This is a genomic window from Raoultella sp., from assembly GCF_039594335.1.
Classification (GTDB): Bacteria; Pseudomonadota; Gammaproteobacteria; order Enterobacterales; family Enterobacteriaceae; genus Klebsiella.
On record NZ_JBCNNS010000032.1, the window covers coordinates 25,789 to 41,364 of the forward strand.

Below are 15,576 nucleotides of genomic sequence, written 5' to 3' on the forward strand. Positions count from 1 at the left end.
ACAAGCGGTCGCTTTTTGATTACAGCAGCTCACGGGCCGTAGACACGATGTCGTGCGCCGTCAAACCGTACTCTTTCTGCAGGTAGTCCTGCGTCCCCACCTGACCATAGCGCTCCTTCACGCCGACCCGGCGCATCGCTACCGGACAAGTTTCTACCAGCACCTCCGCCACCGCCGATCCCAGGCCATTGTGGATACTGTGGTTTTCACAGGTCACAATACGTCCGGTTTTATCGGCATAATTTTTTACCAGCATGCGGTCAATGGGCTTCAGGGTAAACATATCGATAACCGCCGCGCTGACCCCCTCCTGTTCAAGCTGACGTGCCGCCTCCAGCGCCTCGACCACCATGATACCGTTCGCAATTAGCGTAATATCATCACCTTCGCGCAGTACATTTCCCTTGCCGATGGTGAAGGTCGAACCCGGCGCATAGACGCCCGGCGCCTGCTTGCGGATAGTGCGTACCCAGTAGAACCCCTCGAGATCGATCAACTGACGCAGAATATCCTCAAACATCGTCGCATCGGTCACCTCCAGCACCACCGAATGCGCTAATCCGCGGACAATCCCCATATCTTCAAATGACATATGGGTACCACCGTTATGGCAGGCGGTGACTCCGGCATCCGAGGCGATGACCTTGACGTTGTTACGCTGATAATCCAGCGACATAAACAGCTGATCGAAACAGCGACGGCTGGCGAAAGCGGTAAAGGTATGCACAAACGGCTTACGTCCGGTCAGCGACAGCCCCGCAGCAGTGCCAATGACATTGGCCTCCATAATGCCGCAGTTGATGACATGCTGTGGGTACTTCTTCGCGACGCTGTCCATTGCCATAGAACTCATCAGGTCCGCTTCAAGGGCAATAATCGGCGTCCCCTTCTCTACCTGCTGTGAGACGAAGCTGGCGTAGATCTTACGCATTTCTACGGCATCTTTTTGTCCTGCGGGTGCAACCTTAATCATGCTCAGCCTCCAGTTGGCGAATCATCTCGTTGAGCGCCACTTTCATTTCGCCCGTCAGGCGCAGGTGGTGGGAATTGCTGAGCTGCTCCAGATACGGCACGCCCTGCCCTTTAATACTGTCGAGGATTACCACTCGCGGACGGGCATCTGCTGCCGGTCGAGGCAAGACCGTTTCAAGCAGTCGCGGAATGTCGTCCCCTTTTACGGTTACCACGTCAAAGCCAAAAGCGCGGAATTTACCTTCCAGATCAAAGGCGCAGATAATTTCATCCAGTTCGCCGTCAAGCTGCTGTTTATTCCAGTCGACAAATATCGTCAGGTTGTTTAAACGATGATGGGCAATAAACTGGAATGCCTCCCAGCACTGACCTTCATTGAGTTCACCATCACCGACGATACAAAACACTCGGTTAGCACGCCCCGCCAGCTTATGTGATAGCGCCATCCCTCCGGCAATGGAGATCCCCTGCCCCAGTGAACCGGTAGTGGCATCCACGCCGCGGGTCTTCAGACGATCAGGATGGCTGGGCAGGCGGGTGCCATTATGGTTTAAGGTCCTGAGCTCATCAATCGGGAAGTAACCCTTGATGGCTAAGGTGCTATACAGTGCCGGACCGGCATGACCTTTTGACAGCACAAAGTAGTCACGCTCAGGCCAGTCGGGGTCCGCAGGATCAATCTTCATCACCGCGCCATACAGCACGGCAAGCGTCTCCACCACTGACATACTGCCGCCGTAGTGACCAAAGCCAAGCTGCGTCAGCATTTTCAGAGTGGTCACACGGATATCACGCGCCAGGTGAGTCACTTCATTCACATTCATGGTTTCGCTCCGGTATTTTCCTGCGTGTTACCACGCGCAGATTTGCTTTTAGCCAGCATGTTGTATGCCACCAGTAGTGCGAACAACACGACGACGAGTCCAGTAATGGCAAAAGGCGAAAGATAGCGTGCGAGATTACCTAGCACGATGCCGATAGCACCAAAGTCAGCATCCGAAAAGGTCGTATTGGCAAAACCGATTGCACCCAATACCGGCAGTAGCAGAACAGGCAGGAAAGTAATCAGCAGGCCATTGGCGAAGGCGCCAATCATTGCCCCGCGCCGTCCGCCGGTTGCATTGCCAAACACCCCGGCGGTCGCGCCGGTAAAGAAGTGCGGCACCACGCCAGGCAGGATCAGCACCAGTTTCATCTGTCCCAGCAGGAACAGTCCCACCAGTCCCCCCAGGAAGCTGAACAGAAAGCCTATCAGCACTGCGTTAGGCGCATAGGGATAGACGACCGGGCAATCCAGCGCAGGACGGGCATTCGGTACCAGTTTTTCCGAGAAGCCGGTGAAAGCCGGAACGATTTCCGCCAGGATAAGCCGCACCCCCTGCAGAATGATGAACACGCCTGCGGCAAAAGTGATAGCCATAATGATGGCGTACACCAGATAGTTCTGACCGCCGCTGAAGGTACTTTCGACATACTCCCGCCCGGCGCTCACCGCCATAATCAGATAGATAATCATCATGGTCAGGGAGATAGAGATAGAACTGTCGCGCAGAAAACTTAAATTCTTCGGCAGGTTCATCTCTTCGGTAGAACGAGAGCCTTTTCCGCACACGCTGCCAATCCAGCCGGAAAGAACATATCCCAGGGTTCCGAAGTGGCCAAACGCGATATCGTCGGTACCAGTAATCCGTTTCATATAGCGCTGGGCCAGCGCCGGGAAAAAAGCCATCACCAGGCCTAAAATCAGCGAACCGGTGAACACCAGACCGATACCATCAAAGCCAGCCACGGTCAGGATCACGCCAATCATGCAGGCCATATAGAAGGTGTGATGCCCGGTCAGAAAGATATATTTCAGACGCGTAAAACGGGCAACAATAATATTTGCCACCATGCCAAAAGCCATGATGAGCGCCGTCGATGCCCCGTATTTCTCCAGCGCGATGGAGACTATTGCTTCATTATTTGGAATAATCCCCTGGATATTAAACGCATGTTCAAACATCCCCCCTAATGGGTTTAGCGAGCCCACCAGCACTGTCGCCCCACCGCCCAATACAATAAACCCGAGAATAGTTTTGATGGTTCCTTTCGCAACGTCAGAAAAAGACTTTCTCTGTGCGATGAGACCGATCATGGCAATTAACCCGACCAGTACTGAAGGGACTTTGAGAATATCAACAACAAAATTCAGCGTCTCAAGGATAAACATATCCGCCTCGCTTAAAATAAGGTTATTGTTTGTCGAACCATGCGCGCAACTGCGCTTCGAGTTCATTAATATCGATAATGTTTTTAATCACCACCAGTTGGCTTTCCGGCACGCTGGCACTGGTGGCGATATCTTTAGCCATCACAAACAGATCCGCTGCCCCGGGCGTCGCCGATGAAAGATCGGCATGCTCAACTTCGGCCTCAATATTGAGTTTTTTCAATACTTTCTTAATATTCATTTCGACCATAAAACTACTACCTAGTCCAGAGCCACAAATTGCCATGATTTTCATTACTATCACCTTTTTTAAGTAGAGTACGCCCGCATTACGCTCGCGAGTAATGTGCGGTGAAATCAGGTTATAAAATTAAATCAGAAACGTGCGATTATTTTTTTAATATCCTCCAGGGTTGTCGCCTGATGTAATTCCTCCATATCTTCCTCACTGGAAAATAATTCCGCGAGGGCAGAAATCATCTCAATATGGCTATGCTTATCGGCAGCGGCGAGCATAACGATAACATCCACCGGATCAAACTCTTCAGCGCCAAACGCGATACCTTCTTCCAGCTTCAGCAGAGACAGCCCCAAACCTTTTGCCCCCTCTTCGGGGCGGGCATGCGGCATTGCCAGGCCAGGAGCCAGGACATAATACGGCCCCAGCTTTGCATGTTGCTCGACGATGGCGGTGATATATTCAGGGCCGATAACCCCCGCCGCCAACAGCGGTCTGGCACAAAGTTGCAGAGCCTGCTGCCAGTCGCTTACGTTTTTCTGCAACGTTATGGTTGCATCTGAGATCCATTTTTCCAGCACCTTGCCCCCTTATCCGTCAACCGGCGATGAGCAAACTTTATTCAAGCTGTCCGCGGTTAACTGGGATAATCGTCACAAAGATAGCGCTACCATCAGGTAACATTCAAAATTGTGATAGCGCTATCAATTCAGGTTTTGCCGATGAAAACACAGCAAAAGAAGGGATTTAAGGCGTATACTCCGTGAGAGGTGAAGTGATGGTAAAAGCATCTGGTCTGCAGGAATTCGTATGTCTCTAACCCGAAAACGGCGTAGTACTGGTAAAGTGACTCTCGCCGACGTTGCCCAGCTTGCCGGCGTGGGCACCATGACCGTTTCACGCGCATTACGCACCCCTGAACAGGTTTCCGATAAACTGCGTGAAAAAATCGAAGCCGCAGTGCAGGAGCTGGGATATATGCCCAATCTTGCCGCCAGTGCGCTGGCATCCGCTTCGTCCTGGACCATCGCGATGGTGGTGCCTAATCTTGCCGAGGCGGGATGTTCGGCCATGTTCGCCGGCCTGCAGCAGGTGCTACAGCCAGCCGGATACCAGATTATGCTCGCAGAATCGCAGCACCGTCTGGAGCAGGAAGAAAAGCTGCTGGAAACGCTGTTAGCCTCCAATATCGCCGCGGCGATTCTGCTGAGCGTCGAGCACAGCGATACTGTACGCCACTGGCTGAAGAACGCCTCGATTCCCGTCATGGAAATGGGAGCGATGCGCACCGACCCGATAGATATGAATATCGGCATCGATAATGTTGCCGCCATGTTTGAACTCACTGAAATGGTCATTAAGCGCGGCTATCAGAATATCGGCCTGCTGTGTGCCAACCAGGAGCAATGGATTTTTCAGCAGCACCTGCAAGGGTGGTACAAAGCGATGCTGCGCCATCATCTGTCCCCCAACAGGGTGATAAACGCCGCCCTGCCGCCAAATTTCTCCACCGGAGCCTCCCAGCTACCGGAGTTTTTACTGGCGTGGCCGGAACTGGACGCCCTGGTCTGTGTTTCAGATGAACTGGCCTGCGGGGTGCTGTATGAATGCCAGCGCCGACGGATCAAAGTGCCAGATGATCTGGCCGTTGTCGGGTTTGGTAACAGCGATGTGAGCCGGGTATGTCAGCCGCCATTAACCACCATGACGGTACCGCATCATAAGATAGGCCTTGAGGCCGGGCGGGCACTGCTTGAACGGCTTAATGATGGAAACTGGAGCGATCGAAAAGCGATCGTCTCCAGTTTATGTCTGCGGGATAGCTGCTAAAAGCTATTCAGCGTCTTCCGATTTTTCTGTTTTTACCTGGTCATTATTGGCGTTGCGGGTCATCCACAGCGCCAGCGCTTTTAATGAATCCGGGGTGAATTCATCGCAGCGAGCGGTAATCTCTTCCGGCGTCAGCCAGCACACGTCGCTCACTTCCTCTTCCTGCAAGGCAAAAGGACCGTGCGACACGCAGCTAAACAGGCTCCCCCAGACGCGACAATGCTTATCTTCGTAATAGAATTGACCATGATCGGCGAACGGCACGCCGGCAATCCCCAGCTCTTCCTCCGCTTCCCGGCGAGCCGAATCCAGCAGTTGCTCATCGGCCTGCACCACACCGCCGGCGGTGGCATCCAGCATGCCCGGCTGGAAATCTTTCGTCTCGGTACGACGTTGCACCAGGATTTTGCCCATCCCATCATGAACAACAATATAGGTTGCCCGATGACGCAGGCACTGCGCGCGCATTTGCTCGCGGCTGGACTGCGCTATCACCTCATTGTTTTCATTAACAATGTCTACCCATTCTGTGCTTGCCAAATCGTTCTGTTCCGCCATCAGGAAACCTTACTTTTGAAAGCGCTCTCGCGGCGCGTCTTTACGGTTGGGGGTAAATTACGGGTTAATTGCAACCTCTGCAATAACCTGGTGATCATCAAGTGCCAAAACCTGTAGTCGGTCCCCTTCCAGGAGGCCATAGCTGGCGGAAAATCCCCCTTTGGGAATACTGACCGAGCCGGGATTGAAGAAAAAAATATCGCCGCGCTTCTCCGCCACCGGAATATGAGTATGACCATAAACCAGCACATCGCCAGCGGCGAGAGGCGGCATTTTTTCGGGGCTGAACAGATGCCCGTGGGTCAGAAACAGGCGGGTGCGTTCGCTCAGTACCTGCTGCCAGGGCGCAGTGATGGGGAAATCCAACAGCATCTGATCGACTTCACTGTCGCAGTTGCCGCGAACGGCAATCACGCGTTGCGCGACACCGTTGAGCTTCACGGCCACCTCCGCGGGCGCATAGCCTTCAGGTAACGCATTTCGCGGCCCATGGTTCAGCACATCACCAAGAATAATCAGCCACTGCGCCCCACTTTGCGCGAACCGTTCCAGAACGCGTTCAGTAGCGGGCAGGGAACCATGAATATCCGATGCAAACATCAGCTTCATTTCTTCCGTCTCCACGCATTTCGATGCACCTATGATAGCGGAACCGCTGCTGCGAATCAGCTCGCGCGTTTGGCTGACAGTGCGAGAAAACGCTGAACCGACGCCCGCTGCCACTGGAAGGTCGCATAGTCCACCAACGGCTCCGGGACCGCATCGCCATTGAGCACCAGCCGGTTGATCATCAGGGCGAGGTCCGTATCGGCAATCGACCATTCACCGAACAGATTACTACCGCCGTAGGCCAACAACTCAGAAGCGGTTTCGAACAATTTTTCCGCGCTTTTGCGGCCCGCGGCGCTAAGTTCCGGTTTCTTTTGCCCTGCAAACACCACGTCGGTGGATCGCTCCTCGCGAATGGGCATCAGATCGCTGCGCAGCCAGGCTTGCACCTGCCGCGCCCGGGCCCGCTTTTGCAGATCGTGGGGATAAAGCCGCTCCCACTCCGGCGGTGCGAAACGTTCATCAAGATACTCGCTAATCGCGGATGACTCACTAAGCACGAAATCCCCCACTTCCAACAACGGCACGCGACGGGTCACGGTGTAGCCTTTCCAGCCAGGCTGCTGATTTTCACCGCTATCGAGATCGATGGTTTTGAGAACAAATGGCAGGCTTTTTTCCTGCAGGGCAACGTAGACGGACATCACGTACGGCGAGAAAAAACTCGAATCGGACCACAGGGTAATGGCAGGCTGGCTCATGGCATCCTCAATAAATTATGGGGCGATAAATCAACATATCCTGTCTTTTAAGGGATGTCACTTTCCGCACCATGAGGATTTTGCATCCCCTGACGTCTGGCCGATGATCATCGTTTTCGACTCCGGATAAGCCTGCATTCCCCATACGTCCCAGGCCGGATTGCTTGAAACCACCGAACGGCGCCTGCGGTTCATGTTCAAGGGTATTGACCAGCACACGCCCGGACTCTATCGCCAGCGCAACCTCCTGAGCACGCTGCCGATCGCCGCTTAATACCAGGGCGCTCAGGCCATAGGTCGTATCGTTGGCAATCGCGATGGCTTGCGCCTGACCCTGCCAGGAAATCAGTACCAGCACCGGCCCAAAGATCTCTTCTCGCGCAATACGCATCTGGTTGTGGACATCGCTGAATACGGTCGGTTTCACACACCAGCCTTTTTCCATTCCCGGCGGCCGCCCTTCACCGCCGATAAGCAATCTTGCCCCCTCCTGCTGCCCCAGGCGAATATAATCCTGCACCCGTTGCCACTGTTTCCGGCTGACCATCGGGCCAATCGTCGTCTGCGCGTCACGCGGGTCGCCGGAGATATAGTCCGCCATCGCATGCACAATAGCCTATTCAAACTCCGCCAGACGCCCGGCGGGCACCAGAATTCGCGTCCCGGCGATGCAGGCCTGGCCGCTATTCATAAACCCGGCCGCCAGCGCCAGCGAAACCGCCTGCTGCACATCGGCCTCATCCAGAATGAGGGTCGGTGATTTACCGCCAAGTCCAGCGTGACGCGTTTCAGCGTTTGCGCACCGCGGACGATAATATATTTCCCTACAGCGGTAGAACCGGTGAAAGAAATTTTAGCAATATCGGGGTGATGATTAATAATATCCCCGACCACTTCGCCCCATCCGGTCACTATGTTAACGACCCCGGCGGGGATCCGCGCCGCGTGCAGCGCTTCGGTGACGATCTGCGTCTGCCAGGCGCTCATCTCTCTGGGTTTAATCACCACCGTACAGCCTGCCGCCATTGCCGTCGCCAGCTTGCTACAGATAAAACCGGCATCGCTGTTCCACGGCGTAATCAACCCCGCCACGCCGACCGGCGTCATCACAACCTGCGCACGCCCTGCCGGTTCAACAAATTCGAAGCTCGCCATCGTCTCCATCGTCTGTTTAATGGTTTGCGCTGGCCATGCCGCCATCCATTGCGAGCGCGAAGCCGGGGCGTCATATTCGGTCACAATCGCCTCGCGTAAATCCTCCTCTCTTGCCTGGACGGCCTGGTACATCCGCTCAAGAACATCCAGACGCTGCTGTTGCGTCGTCCGTGACCAGGAAGGAAAGGCTGCTTTTGCTGCGGCAATCGCGCGCCGGGCATCCTCTTCATCCGACAGCCGTGCCAGACCAATCACCTCTTCCGTTGCCGGGTTGAACAGCGCAAAGGTTTCGCTGCCGTGCGGGGTGACAAATTCACCGTTGATATGAATTTTATCGATGCGCAGCATAATCGACCTTTACTACGCCCCCTAACGGCCAAAAAATCATTCTCTTTCTCGAAGAGGCGCAGTTGGCCTACCGTCTGATCCGGGTCGATATTACTAAAGGCGAACAGTTTCGCTCGCAGTTTCTCGCGCTCTCGCCAAATAATAAAATTCCCGTCATCGTCGATCACATCCCCGTCGACGGCGGAGCGCCGCTCGGCCTGTTTGAATCCGGGGAAATCCTGCGCTATCTGGCGGAAAATGAGGAAAACTGCTCAGTAGCGAGTGCAGCAGCGCCATACCACGCTACAATGGCTGTTATGGCAAGTCAGCGGATCAGGCCCTATGCTGGGGCAGAATCACCATTTCACTCATAGTGCGCCGCAGGCAGTGCCCTATGTCATAGAGCGTTATCAGGTCGAGACCCAGCGGTTGTACAGCGTACTGAACCGTCGCCTGGAGGTCAGTCCATGGCTGGGTGGCAAATATTACAGTATTGCCGACATTGCCTGCTGTCCGTGGATTCGCGCCCACTCTCGCCAGCGTATTGATCTTGCGTATTTTCCGGCGATTCATAACTGGTTTGAACGCATTCGTCAGCGCCCGGCCACCGTTCAGACGCTGATAAAAATACAACACGAATCCCCCCCTGCTCGCATGGCTTGCTTTCATGTATGATTGCGGAAATGACAACACGGAGGAAGCTTGCATGTCTCAGCCAGACGCCATTATTCGCATAAAGAATCTACGCTTACGTACTTTTATCGGAATCAAAGAAGAAGAAATCGCTAACCGCCAGGATGTGGTGGTCAATGTTGCGATTCACTACCCGGCGGAGCGCTCACGCAACAGTGAAGATATTAACGATGCGCTGAATTACCGCACGATTACCAAGCGTATCATCAGCCATATTGAGAATAACCGCTTCTCGCTGCTGGAAAAATTAACTCAGGATGTGCTCGATATCGCATGCGAACATCACTGGGTCACATATGCTGAAGTTGAGATCGATAAACTTTATGCACTGCGCTACGCCGACTCCGTCTCAATGACCATGAGCTGGCGGCGCTAAGCTTCTTGGGAGGCGCTATGAGGATTCTGCTTACTGGCGGTACCGGTCTAATTGGCCGGCATCTGATCCCCCGGCTGCTGGAGCTTGGGCATCACGTAACGGTATCAACGCGCAGCCCGGAAAAAGCGCAATCCCGACTGGATGCCCGCGTCACCTTGTGGCGCGGCTTCGAAGGTCATCATCACCTCAATGATATTGATGCCGTCATCAACCTGGCGGGCGAACCTATCGCCGACAAGCGCTGGACGGCAGAGCAAAAGCAGCGCCTGTGTCATAGCCGCTGGGATATCACTCAAAAGCTGGTCAACCTGTTCAACGCCAGCGATACGCCACCTGCCGTGCTGATCAGCGGTTCTGCCGTAGGCTTTTACGGCGATCTTGGGGAAGTTGTGGTGACCGAGGATGAGCCGCCGCACAATGAATTCACTCACAAACTCTGCGCCCGCTGGGAACAGCTGGCCTGCGAGGCGCAAAGCGATCGCACCCGCGTCTGCCTGCTGCGCACCGGGGTGGTGCTGGCGCCGGCGGGCGGGATCCTGGCCAAAATGATGCCGCTCTTCAGGCTTGGTCTCGGCGGCCCTATTGGTCACGGCAGGCAGTATCTGGCCTGGATTCATATCGACGATATGGTTAACGGCATTCTGTGGTTGCTGGATAACGATCTCAGCGGGCCTTTCAATATGGTTTCCCCTTATCCGGTTCGCAATGAACAGTTTGCCCATTCTCTCGGGCATGTCCTGAATCGCCCGGCAATTTTCCGCGTACCGGCCACGGCTATTCGCCTGCTGATGGGAGAGTCATCGGTACTGGTGCTCGGCGGGCAGCGGGCGCTGCCCCGGCGCCTGGAGGATGCCGGTTTTGGCTTCCGCTGGTACGATCTGGAAGAAGCGCTAAAAAATATCGTCGGGTAAACACAGTGCATTTTCACCCCGGGAGCGTTGCCGGCCTCCCGGGAGCGCCTGATGGTCCTCGGTATAAGATCATATTATCCGCTAGCTTCTGATGTTAAGGTGAGCTGACGATCCACCGAACAACCTGCTAATGATGACCTTAACGACCCCCCGACTCCTGCTTGCTCCGTTTACGGAAGCCGACTGGCCTTTTTTCCTCCGCCTGCGTCGCGATCGCGAGGTGATGCGCTTTATGGGCGAAATGCTCGATGAACCGGCACTGCGCACCCTGTTTACTGCACGCTGCGCCGACCCCGGCGTATTTGTCCTGCGCGATAAACAGGGTAAGGCCATCGGTGATATGGGTCTGCACATCAGTAGTAAAAACCCGCACGAAGCCGATGTCGGGTATGCCCTCATTCCGGAGACACAGGGTCAGGGGTATGCCAGTGAAGCGCTGCGGGCGATATGTGATTATGGCTTTAGCCAACTCGGCGTCAATGCCATTAACGCCTGGGTACTGGGTGACAACATCGGGTCGGCTCGTCTGTTGGAAAAACACGGTTTTGTGCGGATTCAGGTGCTGGAAAAAGCCTACCACCTGAACGGCGTCGATTACGATGACTGGGTATATCGACTGGAGCGGTAATCTGCTCCCGGCGAGCCATATCGCCGGGAGAGACGGCAAAACTTATTTCAAGGAACCTTTCAGGAACTGCTGCAGGCGTGGGCTTTTCGGATTGCCGAACAGCTCATCCGGATGACCTTCTTCTTCAATCTTGCCCTGATGCAGGAAAATGACGTGCGAAGAAACATGGCGCGCAAAGCCCATTTCATGGGTCACCACCACCATGGTTTTCCCCTCTTCCGCCAGCTTCTGCATGATACGCAGGACTTCCCCTACCAGTTCAGGGTCAAGCGCTGAAGTCGGTTCATCAAACAGCAGCACATCGGGCTCCATCGCCAGCGCACGCGCAATAGAGACGCGCTGCTGCTGACCGCCGGAGAGATGCACCGGGTATTTGATCTGCTGGCGCTCGTCGATACCCACTTTCGCCAGATATTTCACCGCCCGCTCGCGCGCTTCCTGTTTGCTCATCCCGAGAACCTGAATCGGCGCCTCCATAACGTTTTCCAGCACCGTCATATGGCTCCACAGGTTGAAATGCTGGAACACCATCGTCAGGCGCGTACGCAGCAGACGCAGTTGGTTTTTATTTGCGACCTTCAACTGGCCGTCTTTGTCGCGAACCAGCCCAATATTCTGTCCGTTAACCACTATCGTGCCTTCGCTGGGTTTTTCCAGGAAGTTAATGCAGCGCAAAAAGGTACTTTTACCGGAACCCGATGAACCGATAATGCTGATAACGTCCCCGGCTTGCGCTCGTAACGAGACGCCTTTCAGCACCTCATGCTCGCCGTAACGTTTATGGAGATCGATAACATTTAATTTATTGTCGGACATGGCGGTCTCAATGCGTCGAAGAAGGTTTTATATGCTGCAACCAACGCTTTTCCGCTTTGCGGAACAAGCTAATCAGCACATACGAAATAATTAAATAGAGCACCGCAGCAATCCCGAAAGCGGTAAACGGCTGATAGGTCGCCGAGTTAATATCTCTGGCGATTTTCAGGAGATCCGGCACGGTGGCGGTAAAGGCCAGCGCGGTGGAATGCAGCATCAGAATCACTTCGTTGCTGTACGCTGGCAGCGCGATACGCAGCGCAGACGGCAAAATAATGCAGCGATACATTTTGACCGATGAGAAACCATAGGCCCGCGCCGCTTCAATTTCCCCAGGAGGAACGGAACGGATTGCCCCGGCAAAAATCTCCGTGGTATAGGCGCAGGTATTCAACGTTAATGCCAGCACCGTACAGTTGAGTCCGCTGCGGAAAAAGGCGTTCAGTAGCTCGGTGCCTTTAACGATTTCCAGGGTATACATCCCGGAGTAAAACACCAGCAGCTGCACGTACAGCGGCGTACCGCGGAACACATAGGTAAACAGCCAGATCGGAAACTGAATATATTTATTAGAAGAGACACGCCCGATAGCGAGAAATACCGCCAGTATACCGCCCATCACCACGGAGGAGATCAGCAGCCACAGCGTGATAGCCACCCCGGTAAAGCGATAGCCGTCGGTCCACAGCAGGGATTTCCAGTACTCCTGAATAATCTCAATCACAGGTCAGCCCTCTTCACGCCCACGGAATAACGGCGTTCAAGCAGCAGCAGTACACCATTGGAAACGGTGGTAAACACGAGATAAACCAGACCGCAGACGATCGCAAAATAGAATGGCTGCCAGGTACTTTTTCCTGCCAACTGAGTGGCTTTGACTACATCTTCCAGTCCCAGCAGAGAGACCAGCGCCGTTGCCTTGAGGATAACCTGCCAGTTGTTGCCAATTCCCGGTAATGCATAGCGCATCATTGCCGGAAAGAGGATCCGCCGGAAGGTCTGCCCGTTGCTGAAACCAAAAGCGGTCGCCGCTTCGATATGTCCTTTCGGAACCGCCATGAAAGCGCCGCGGAAGGTTTCAGTAAAATAGGCGCCGTAGATAAAGCCCAACGTAATAATCCCCGCGATCATCGGGTCGATATCAAATTGTGATAATCCCAGTGCATCGGTGAGGATATTCAGCGCAATCTGCAGACCGTAGAAAATCAGCAGCATCAGCACCAAATCGGGAACACCACGAATTAACGTGGTGTAGCCTTCAAATACCAGCGCCAGCGGTCGATTGCTCGATAACTTTGCTCCGGCACCCGCCAGACCAATGAGGACCGCCAGCACGACCGAACTAAGAGCCAGCTCCAGTGTGACGAGAGCGCCCTGTAAAATAACATGTGAAAACCCGTACAGCATGCTGTCTGCCCTGTCTGTCATCGACCATCACGCGCCAACATGCGCGCGATGGGGTACGTATGATGCTTAGTCACCGTACACGTTAAAATCGAAATATTTTTTTGCCAGCTTGTCGTAGGTGCCATCTTTGCGCATATCCGCGAAGGCTTTATTTAACGCCTCGCGCAGCTCGTTGTCCTCTTTACGCAGGCCCATGCCGGTGCCGACGCCAAACAGTTTTTCATCCTTAATCGACGGACCGCCAAACTGGTAATCTTTGCCAACAGGCTGCTTGAGGAAGCCTTCGCTCGCGGCCACTTCATCCTGGAACGCCGCGTCGATACGCCCGGCGGTCAGGTCAGCATAGATATTGTCCTGGCCTTGATAGGAGACAATTTCAATGCCTTTCGGTGCCCAGTGCTCATTACCGTAGGTCTCCTGGGTTGTCCCCTGAAGCACACCGACACGCTTGCCTTTCAGTCTGGCGAGATCCGGCGTGATATCACTGCCTTTTTTCACGACCAGACGGGAATCCGCAGCGTAAAGTTTGTCGGTGAAAGCAATTTCCTGCTGACGTTTTTCGGTAATGGATAACGAAGACATAATCGCATCGATTTTCTTCGCTTTTAAAGAGGGGATCAGCGCATCCAGCGGGTTTTCAACGAAGGTACATTGCGTATTGATACGCTTACACAACTCTTTTGCCAAATCAATGTCAAAACCAATCAACTGACCCTGGGCATTTTTCGATTCGAACGGGGCATAAGTTGGATCGGTGCCGATACGTAGTTTTTGCGGAATGGCTGCGAATACCGTGCTAACACTGGAAAGGGCCAGCGCTAAAGAAAGAGACAACGCCAGTTTTTTCATAACTATCCTCAACAGACTGTCATTCTAACGAGTTTATTACAGCAGTTATCGTGCCATTATTCGCCCCGGTAAGGCAAAGCATTCTGCGCCGGGAAGCTAATTATTTCGCACCATAAACGCTTAACTATGCATTAAGCGCCCAATTAAATCGCCTTTTATGCACCAAATCAGGACACAACAGGTGGTTTTGCACCAATATAGTGCAATAAAGGGCGTGCGGAATCTATCAGGCCCGGTTTCCCGGGCCAGCGGCGTGCTTAGTCACCGTAGATGTTAAAGTCGAAGTATTTCTTCGCCATTTTGTCGTAGGTCCCGTCTTTACGCATCTCAGCGAACGCTTTGTCGAAAGCGGCTTTCAGCTCGCCATCGGTTTTACGCAGGCCAATGCCGGTACCATCGCCGAAGTATTTTTTATCTTTAACAGAGGGGCCGGCAAAGGCGAAATCTTTACCAGCAGGTTGTTTGAGGAAACCTTCGCTGGCGGCGACTTCATCCTGCAGAGCAGCGTCAAGTCGGCCGGCAGCAAGGTCGGAATAGATCAGATCCTGGTTCTGGTAGGCAATGACATCCACGCCATGACCACGCCAGCGATCATTGCCGTACGATTCCTGAGTTGACCCTTGCAGTACCCCGACATGTTTGCCCTTCAGGGATTCCAGCGTCGGCTGGATAGAAGAGCCTTTTGGCGCAATCAGACGGGAGTCAGCGGCATACAGCTTGTCAGAGAAGGCAATCTCCTGCTGACGTTTTTCAGTAATCGATAAGGAAGAGATAATAGCGTCAATTTTCTTCGCCTTCAGCGAGGGAATCAATGAATCAAAGTCACTCCCCACCCAGGTACATTTTACTTTGATACGCGAACACAACTCGTTGCCCAAATCAATATCAAAACCAACGAAATCCCCTTTCGCGTCCTTCGAGGAGAAAGGCGCGTAGGTGGGATCAGTACCGATGCGAATGCTTTGCGGAAGCGCGGCAAAAACGCTGGAAGCACTGCTGATTCCCATGATTAAAGAGAGGGCCAGGATCGTCTTCTTCATACAATACCCTTAAGTGTCGTGATGTTGTTATATGGTGCGTTGTTTCGTTATGTGTGTAGCCGACTCATCCTGCAGGTTTTATGCCATCTTCTCAGTACGTGCTGGAAACAGTGTTAAATTTGTTAACATAAAGTTGCAGGATTGTCTTGAGAGGGAAGATAGCAGCATTGACGGACAAACCGCAGTGGCCAAACGCAAAAAAACAAATTAAATGTCGAGGATTTGATCGAGGCGACAAAATTGCACTGCGGAGA

17 protein-coding genes and 2 pseudogenes are annotated in these 15,576 nt (G+C 53.6%); 5 read left to right on the plus strand and 14 right to left on the minus strand.

Features of this window, described 5'->3' with window-relative positions:
• Positions 1-19 precede the first annotated feature (19 nt).
• From ACZAHD_RS08030 to ACZAHD_RS08050, 5 genes are all read right to left on the minus strand, one after another.
• Complete coding sequence (locus tag ACZAHD_RS08030; RefSeq protein WP_462456301.1) at positions 20-973, minus strand: transketolase family protein; 954 nt, start codon at positions 971-973, stop codon at positions 20-22.
• The gene (locus tag ACZAHD_RS08035) at positions 966-1,796 is read right to left on the minus strand and encodes a transketolase (protein ID WP_462456302.1); all 831 of its coding nucleotides are present in this window, start codon (positions 1,794-1,796) and stop codon (positions 966-968) included. The genes ACZAHD_RS08030 and ACZAHD_RS08035 overlap by 8 nt, the downstream gene beginning before the upstream one ends.
• Positions 1,793-3,184 (minus strand): PTS ascorbate transporter subunit IIC, encoded by a 1,392-nt coding sequence (locus ACZAHD_RS08040; RefSeq protein WP_462456303.1) that lies wholly within the window; start codon positions 3,182-3,184, stop codon positions 1,793-1,795. The genes ACZAHD_RS08035 and ACZAHD_RS08040 overlap by 4 nt, the downstream gene beginning before the upstream one ends.
• Positions 3,185-3,206: 22 nt before the next feature.
• Entirely contained in the window at positions 3,207-3,479 is a 273-nt protein-coding gene (locus ACZAHD_RS08045) for a PTS sugar transporter subunit IIB (RefSeq protein WP_462456304.1), read from the minus strand.
• 80 nt (positions 3,480-3,559) lie between these two features.
• On the minus strand, positions 3,560-4,003 hold the full coding sequence (locus tag ACZAHD_RS08050; RefSeq protein WP_462456305.1) for a PTS sugar transporter subunit IIA: 444 nt from the start codon (positions 4,001-4,003) through the stop codon (positions 3,560-3,562).
• A 229-nt stretch (positions 4,004-4,232) separates the two neighbouring features.
• Between ACZAHD_RS08050 and ACZAHD_RS08055 the strand changes: the two genes are divergently transcribed.
• Positions 4,233-5,252 carry a LacI family DNA-binding transcriptional regulator gene (locus tag ACZAHD_RS08055; RefSeq protein WP_462456306.1) on the plus strand — a complete coding sequence of 340 codons (1,020 nt, stop codon included), beginning with the start codon at positions 4,233-4,235 and terminating at the stop codon, positions 5,250-5,252.
• A gap of 3 nt (positions 5,253-5,255) precedes the next feature.
• Here the strand turns inward: ACZAHD_RS08055 and yfcD are convergent, their stop codons facing one another.
• The 4 genes and pseudogenes from yfcD to ACZAHD_RS08075 form a co-directional block, all read right to left on the minus strand.
• A complete protein-coding gene (gene yfcD, locus ACZAHD_RS08060; RefSeq protein ID WP_462456307.1) occupies positions 5,256-5,810 on the minus strand; it encodes an NUDIX hydrolase YfcD in 555 nt (184 codons plus the stop codon).
• Between the two features lie 57 nt (positions 5,811-5,867).
• The gene (gene yfcE, locus ACZAHD_RS08065; RefSeq protein WP_462456308.1) at positions 5,868-6,419 is read right to left on the minus strand and encodes a phosphodiesterase; all 552 of its coding nucleotides are present in this window, start codon (positions 6,417-6,419) and stop codon (positions 5,868-5,870) included.
• 56 nt (positions 6,420-6,475) lie between these two features.
• On the minus strand, positions 6,476-7,120 hold the full coding sequence (yfcF, locus tag ACZAHD_RS08070; protein WP_462456309.1) for a glutathione transferase: 645 nt from the start codon (positions 7,118-7,120) through the stop codon (positions 6,476-6,478).
• A 127-nt stretch (positions 7,121-7,247) separates the two neighbouring features.
• Positions 7,248-8,623, minus strand: a pseudogene (locus tag ACZAHD_RS08075) (aldehyde dehydrogenase family protein); the annotation flags it as partial.
• Here ACZAHD_RS08075 and yfcG point away from each other — a divergent pair.
• The 4 genes and pseudogenes from yfcG (at position 8,622) to ACZAHD_RS08095 (ending at position 11,210) form a co-directional block, all read left to right on the plus strand.
• Positions 8,622-9,277 (plus strand): annotated as a pseudogene (gene yfcG / locus ACZAHD_RS08080) (GSH-dependent disulfide bond oxidoreductase). The pseudogenes ACZAHD_RS08075 and yfcG overlap by 2 nt on opposite strands.
• Positions 9,278-9,308: 31 nt before the next feature.
• Entirely contained in the window at positions 9,309-9,671 is a 363-nt protein-coding gene (gene folX, locus ACZAHD_RS08085) for a dihydroneopterin triphosphate 2'-epimerase (RefSeq protein ID WP_015583781.1), read from the plus strand.
• 17 nt (positions 9,672-9,688) lie between these two features.
• Complete coding sequence (locus tag ACZAHD_RS08090) at positions 9,689-10,582, plus strand: TIGR01777 family oxidoreductase (RefSeq protein WP_462456310.1); 894 nt, start codon at positions 9,689-9,691, stop codon at positions 10,580-10,582.
• A gap of 130 nt (positions 10,583-10,712) precedes the next feature.
• Positions 10,713-11,210: a GNAT family N-acetyltransferase gene (locus ACZAHD_RS08095; protein WP_462456311.1), complete on the plus strand. Its 498-nt coding sequence runs from the start codon at positions 10,713-10,715 to the stop codon at positions 11,208-11,210.
• 42 nt (positions 11,211-11,252) lie between these two features.
• On the opposite strand, the gene hisP is transcribed toward ACZAHD_RS08095, so the two are convergent.
• The 5 genes from hisP to argT all read right to left on the minus strand — a co-directional run bounded on the left by hisP (position 11,253) and on the right by argT (position 15,322).
• Entirely contained in the window at positions 11,253-12,026 is a 774-nt protein-coding gene (hisP, locus tag ACZAHD_RS08100) for a histidine ABC transporter ATP-binding protein HisP (RefSeq protein WP_462456312.1), read from the minus strand.
• 7 nt (positions 12,027-12,033) lie between these two features.
• Positions 12,034-12,750: a histidine ABC transporter permease HisM gene (gene hisM / locus ACZAHD_RS08105; protein WP_004865184.1), complete on the minus strand. Its 717-nt coding sequence runs from the start codon at positions 12,748-12,750 to the stop codon at positions 12,034-12,036.
• Entirely contained in the window at positions 12,747-13,433 is a 687-nt protein-coding gene (locus tag ACZAHD_RS08110; protein ID WP_462456315.1) for a histidine ABC transporter permease HisQ, read from the minus strand. Before ACZAHD_RS08110 ends, hisM begins: the two co-directional genes overlap by 4 nt.
• Positions 13,434-13,499: 66 nt before the next feature.
• Positions 13,500-14,282, minus strand: coding sequence for a histidine ABC transporter substrate-binding protein HisJ (gene hisJ, locus ACZAHD_RS08115; protein WP_462456313.1), 783 nt, complete (start codon positions 14,280-14,282; stop codon positions 13,500-13,502).
• Positions 14,283-14,539: 257 nt separating this feature from the next.
• The gene (gene argT, locus ACZAHD_RS08120) at positions 14,540-15,322 is read right to left on the minus strand and encodes a lysine/arginine/ornithine ABC transporter substrate-binding protein ArgT (protein WP_462456314.1); all 783 of its coding nucleotides are present in this window, start codon (positions 15,320-15,322) and stop codon (positions 14,540-14,542) included.
• Positions 15,323-15,576: the final 254 nt, after the last annotated feature.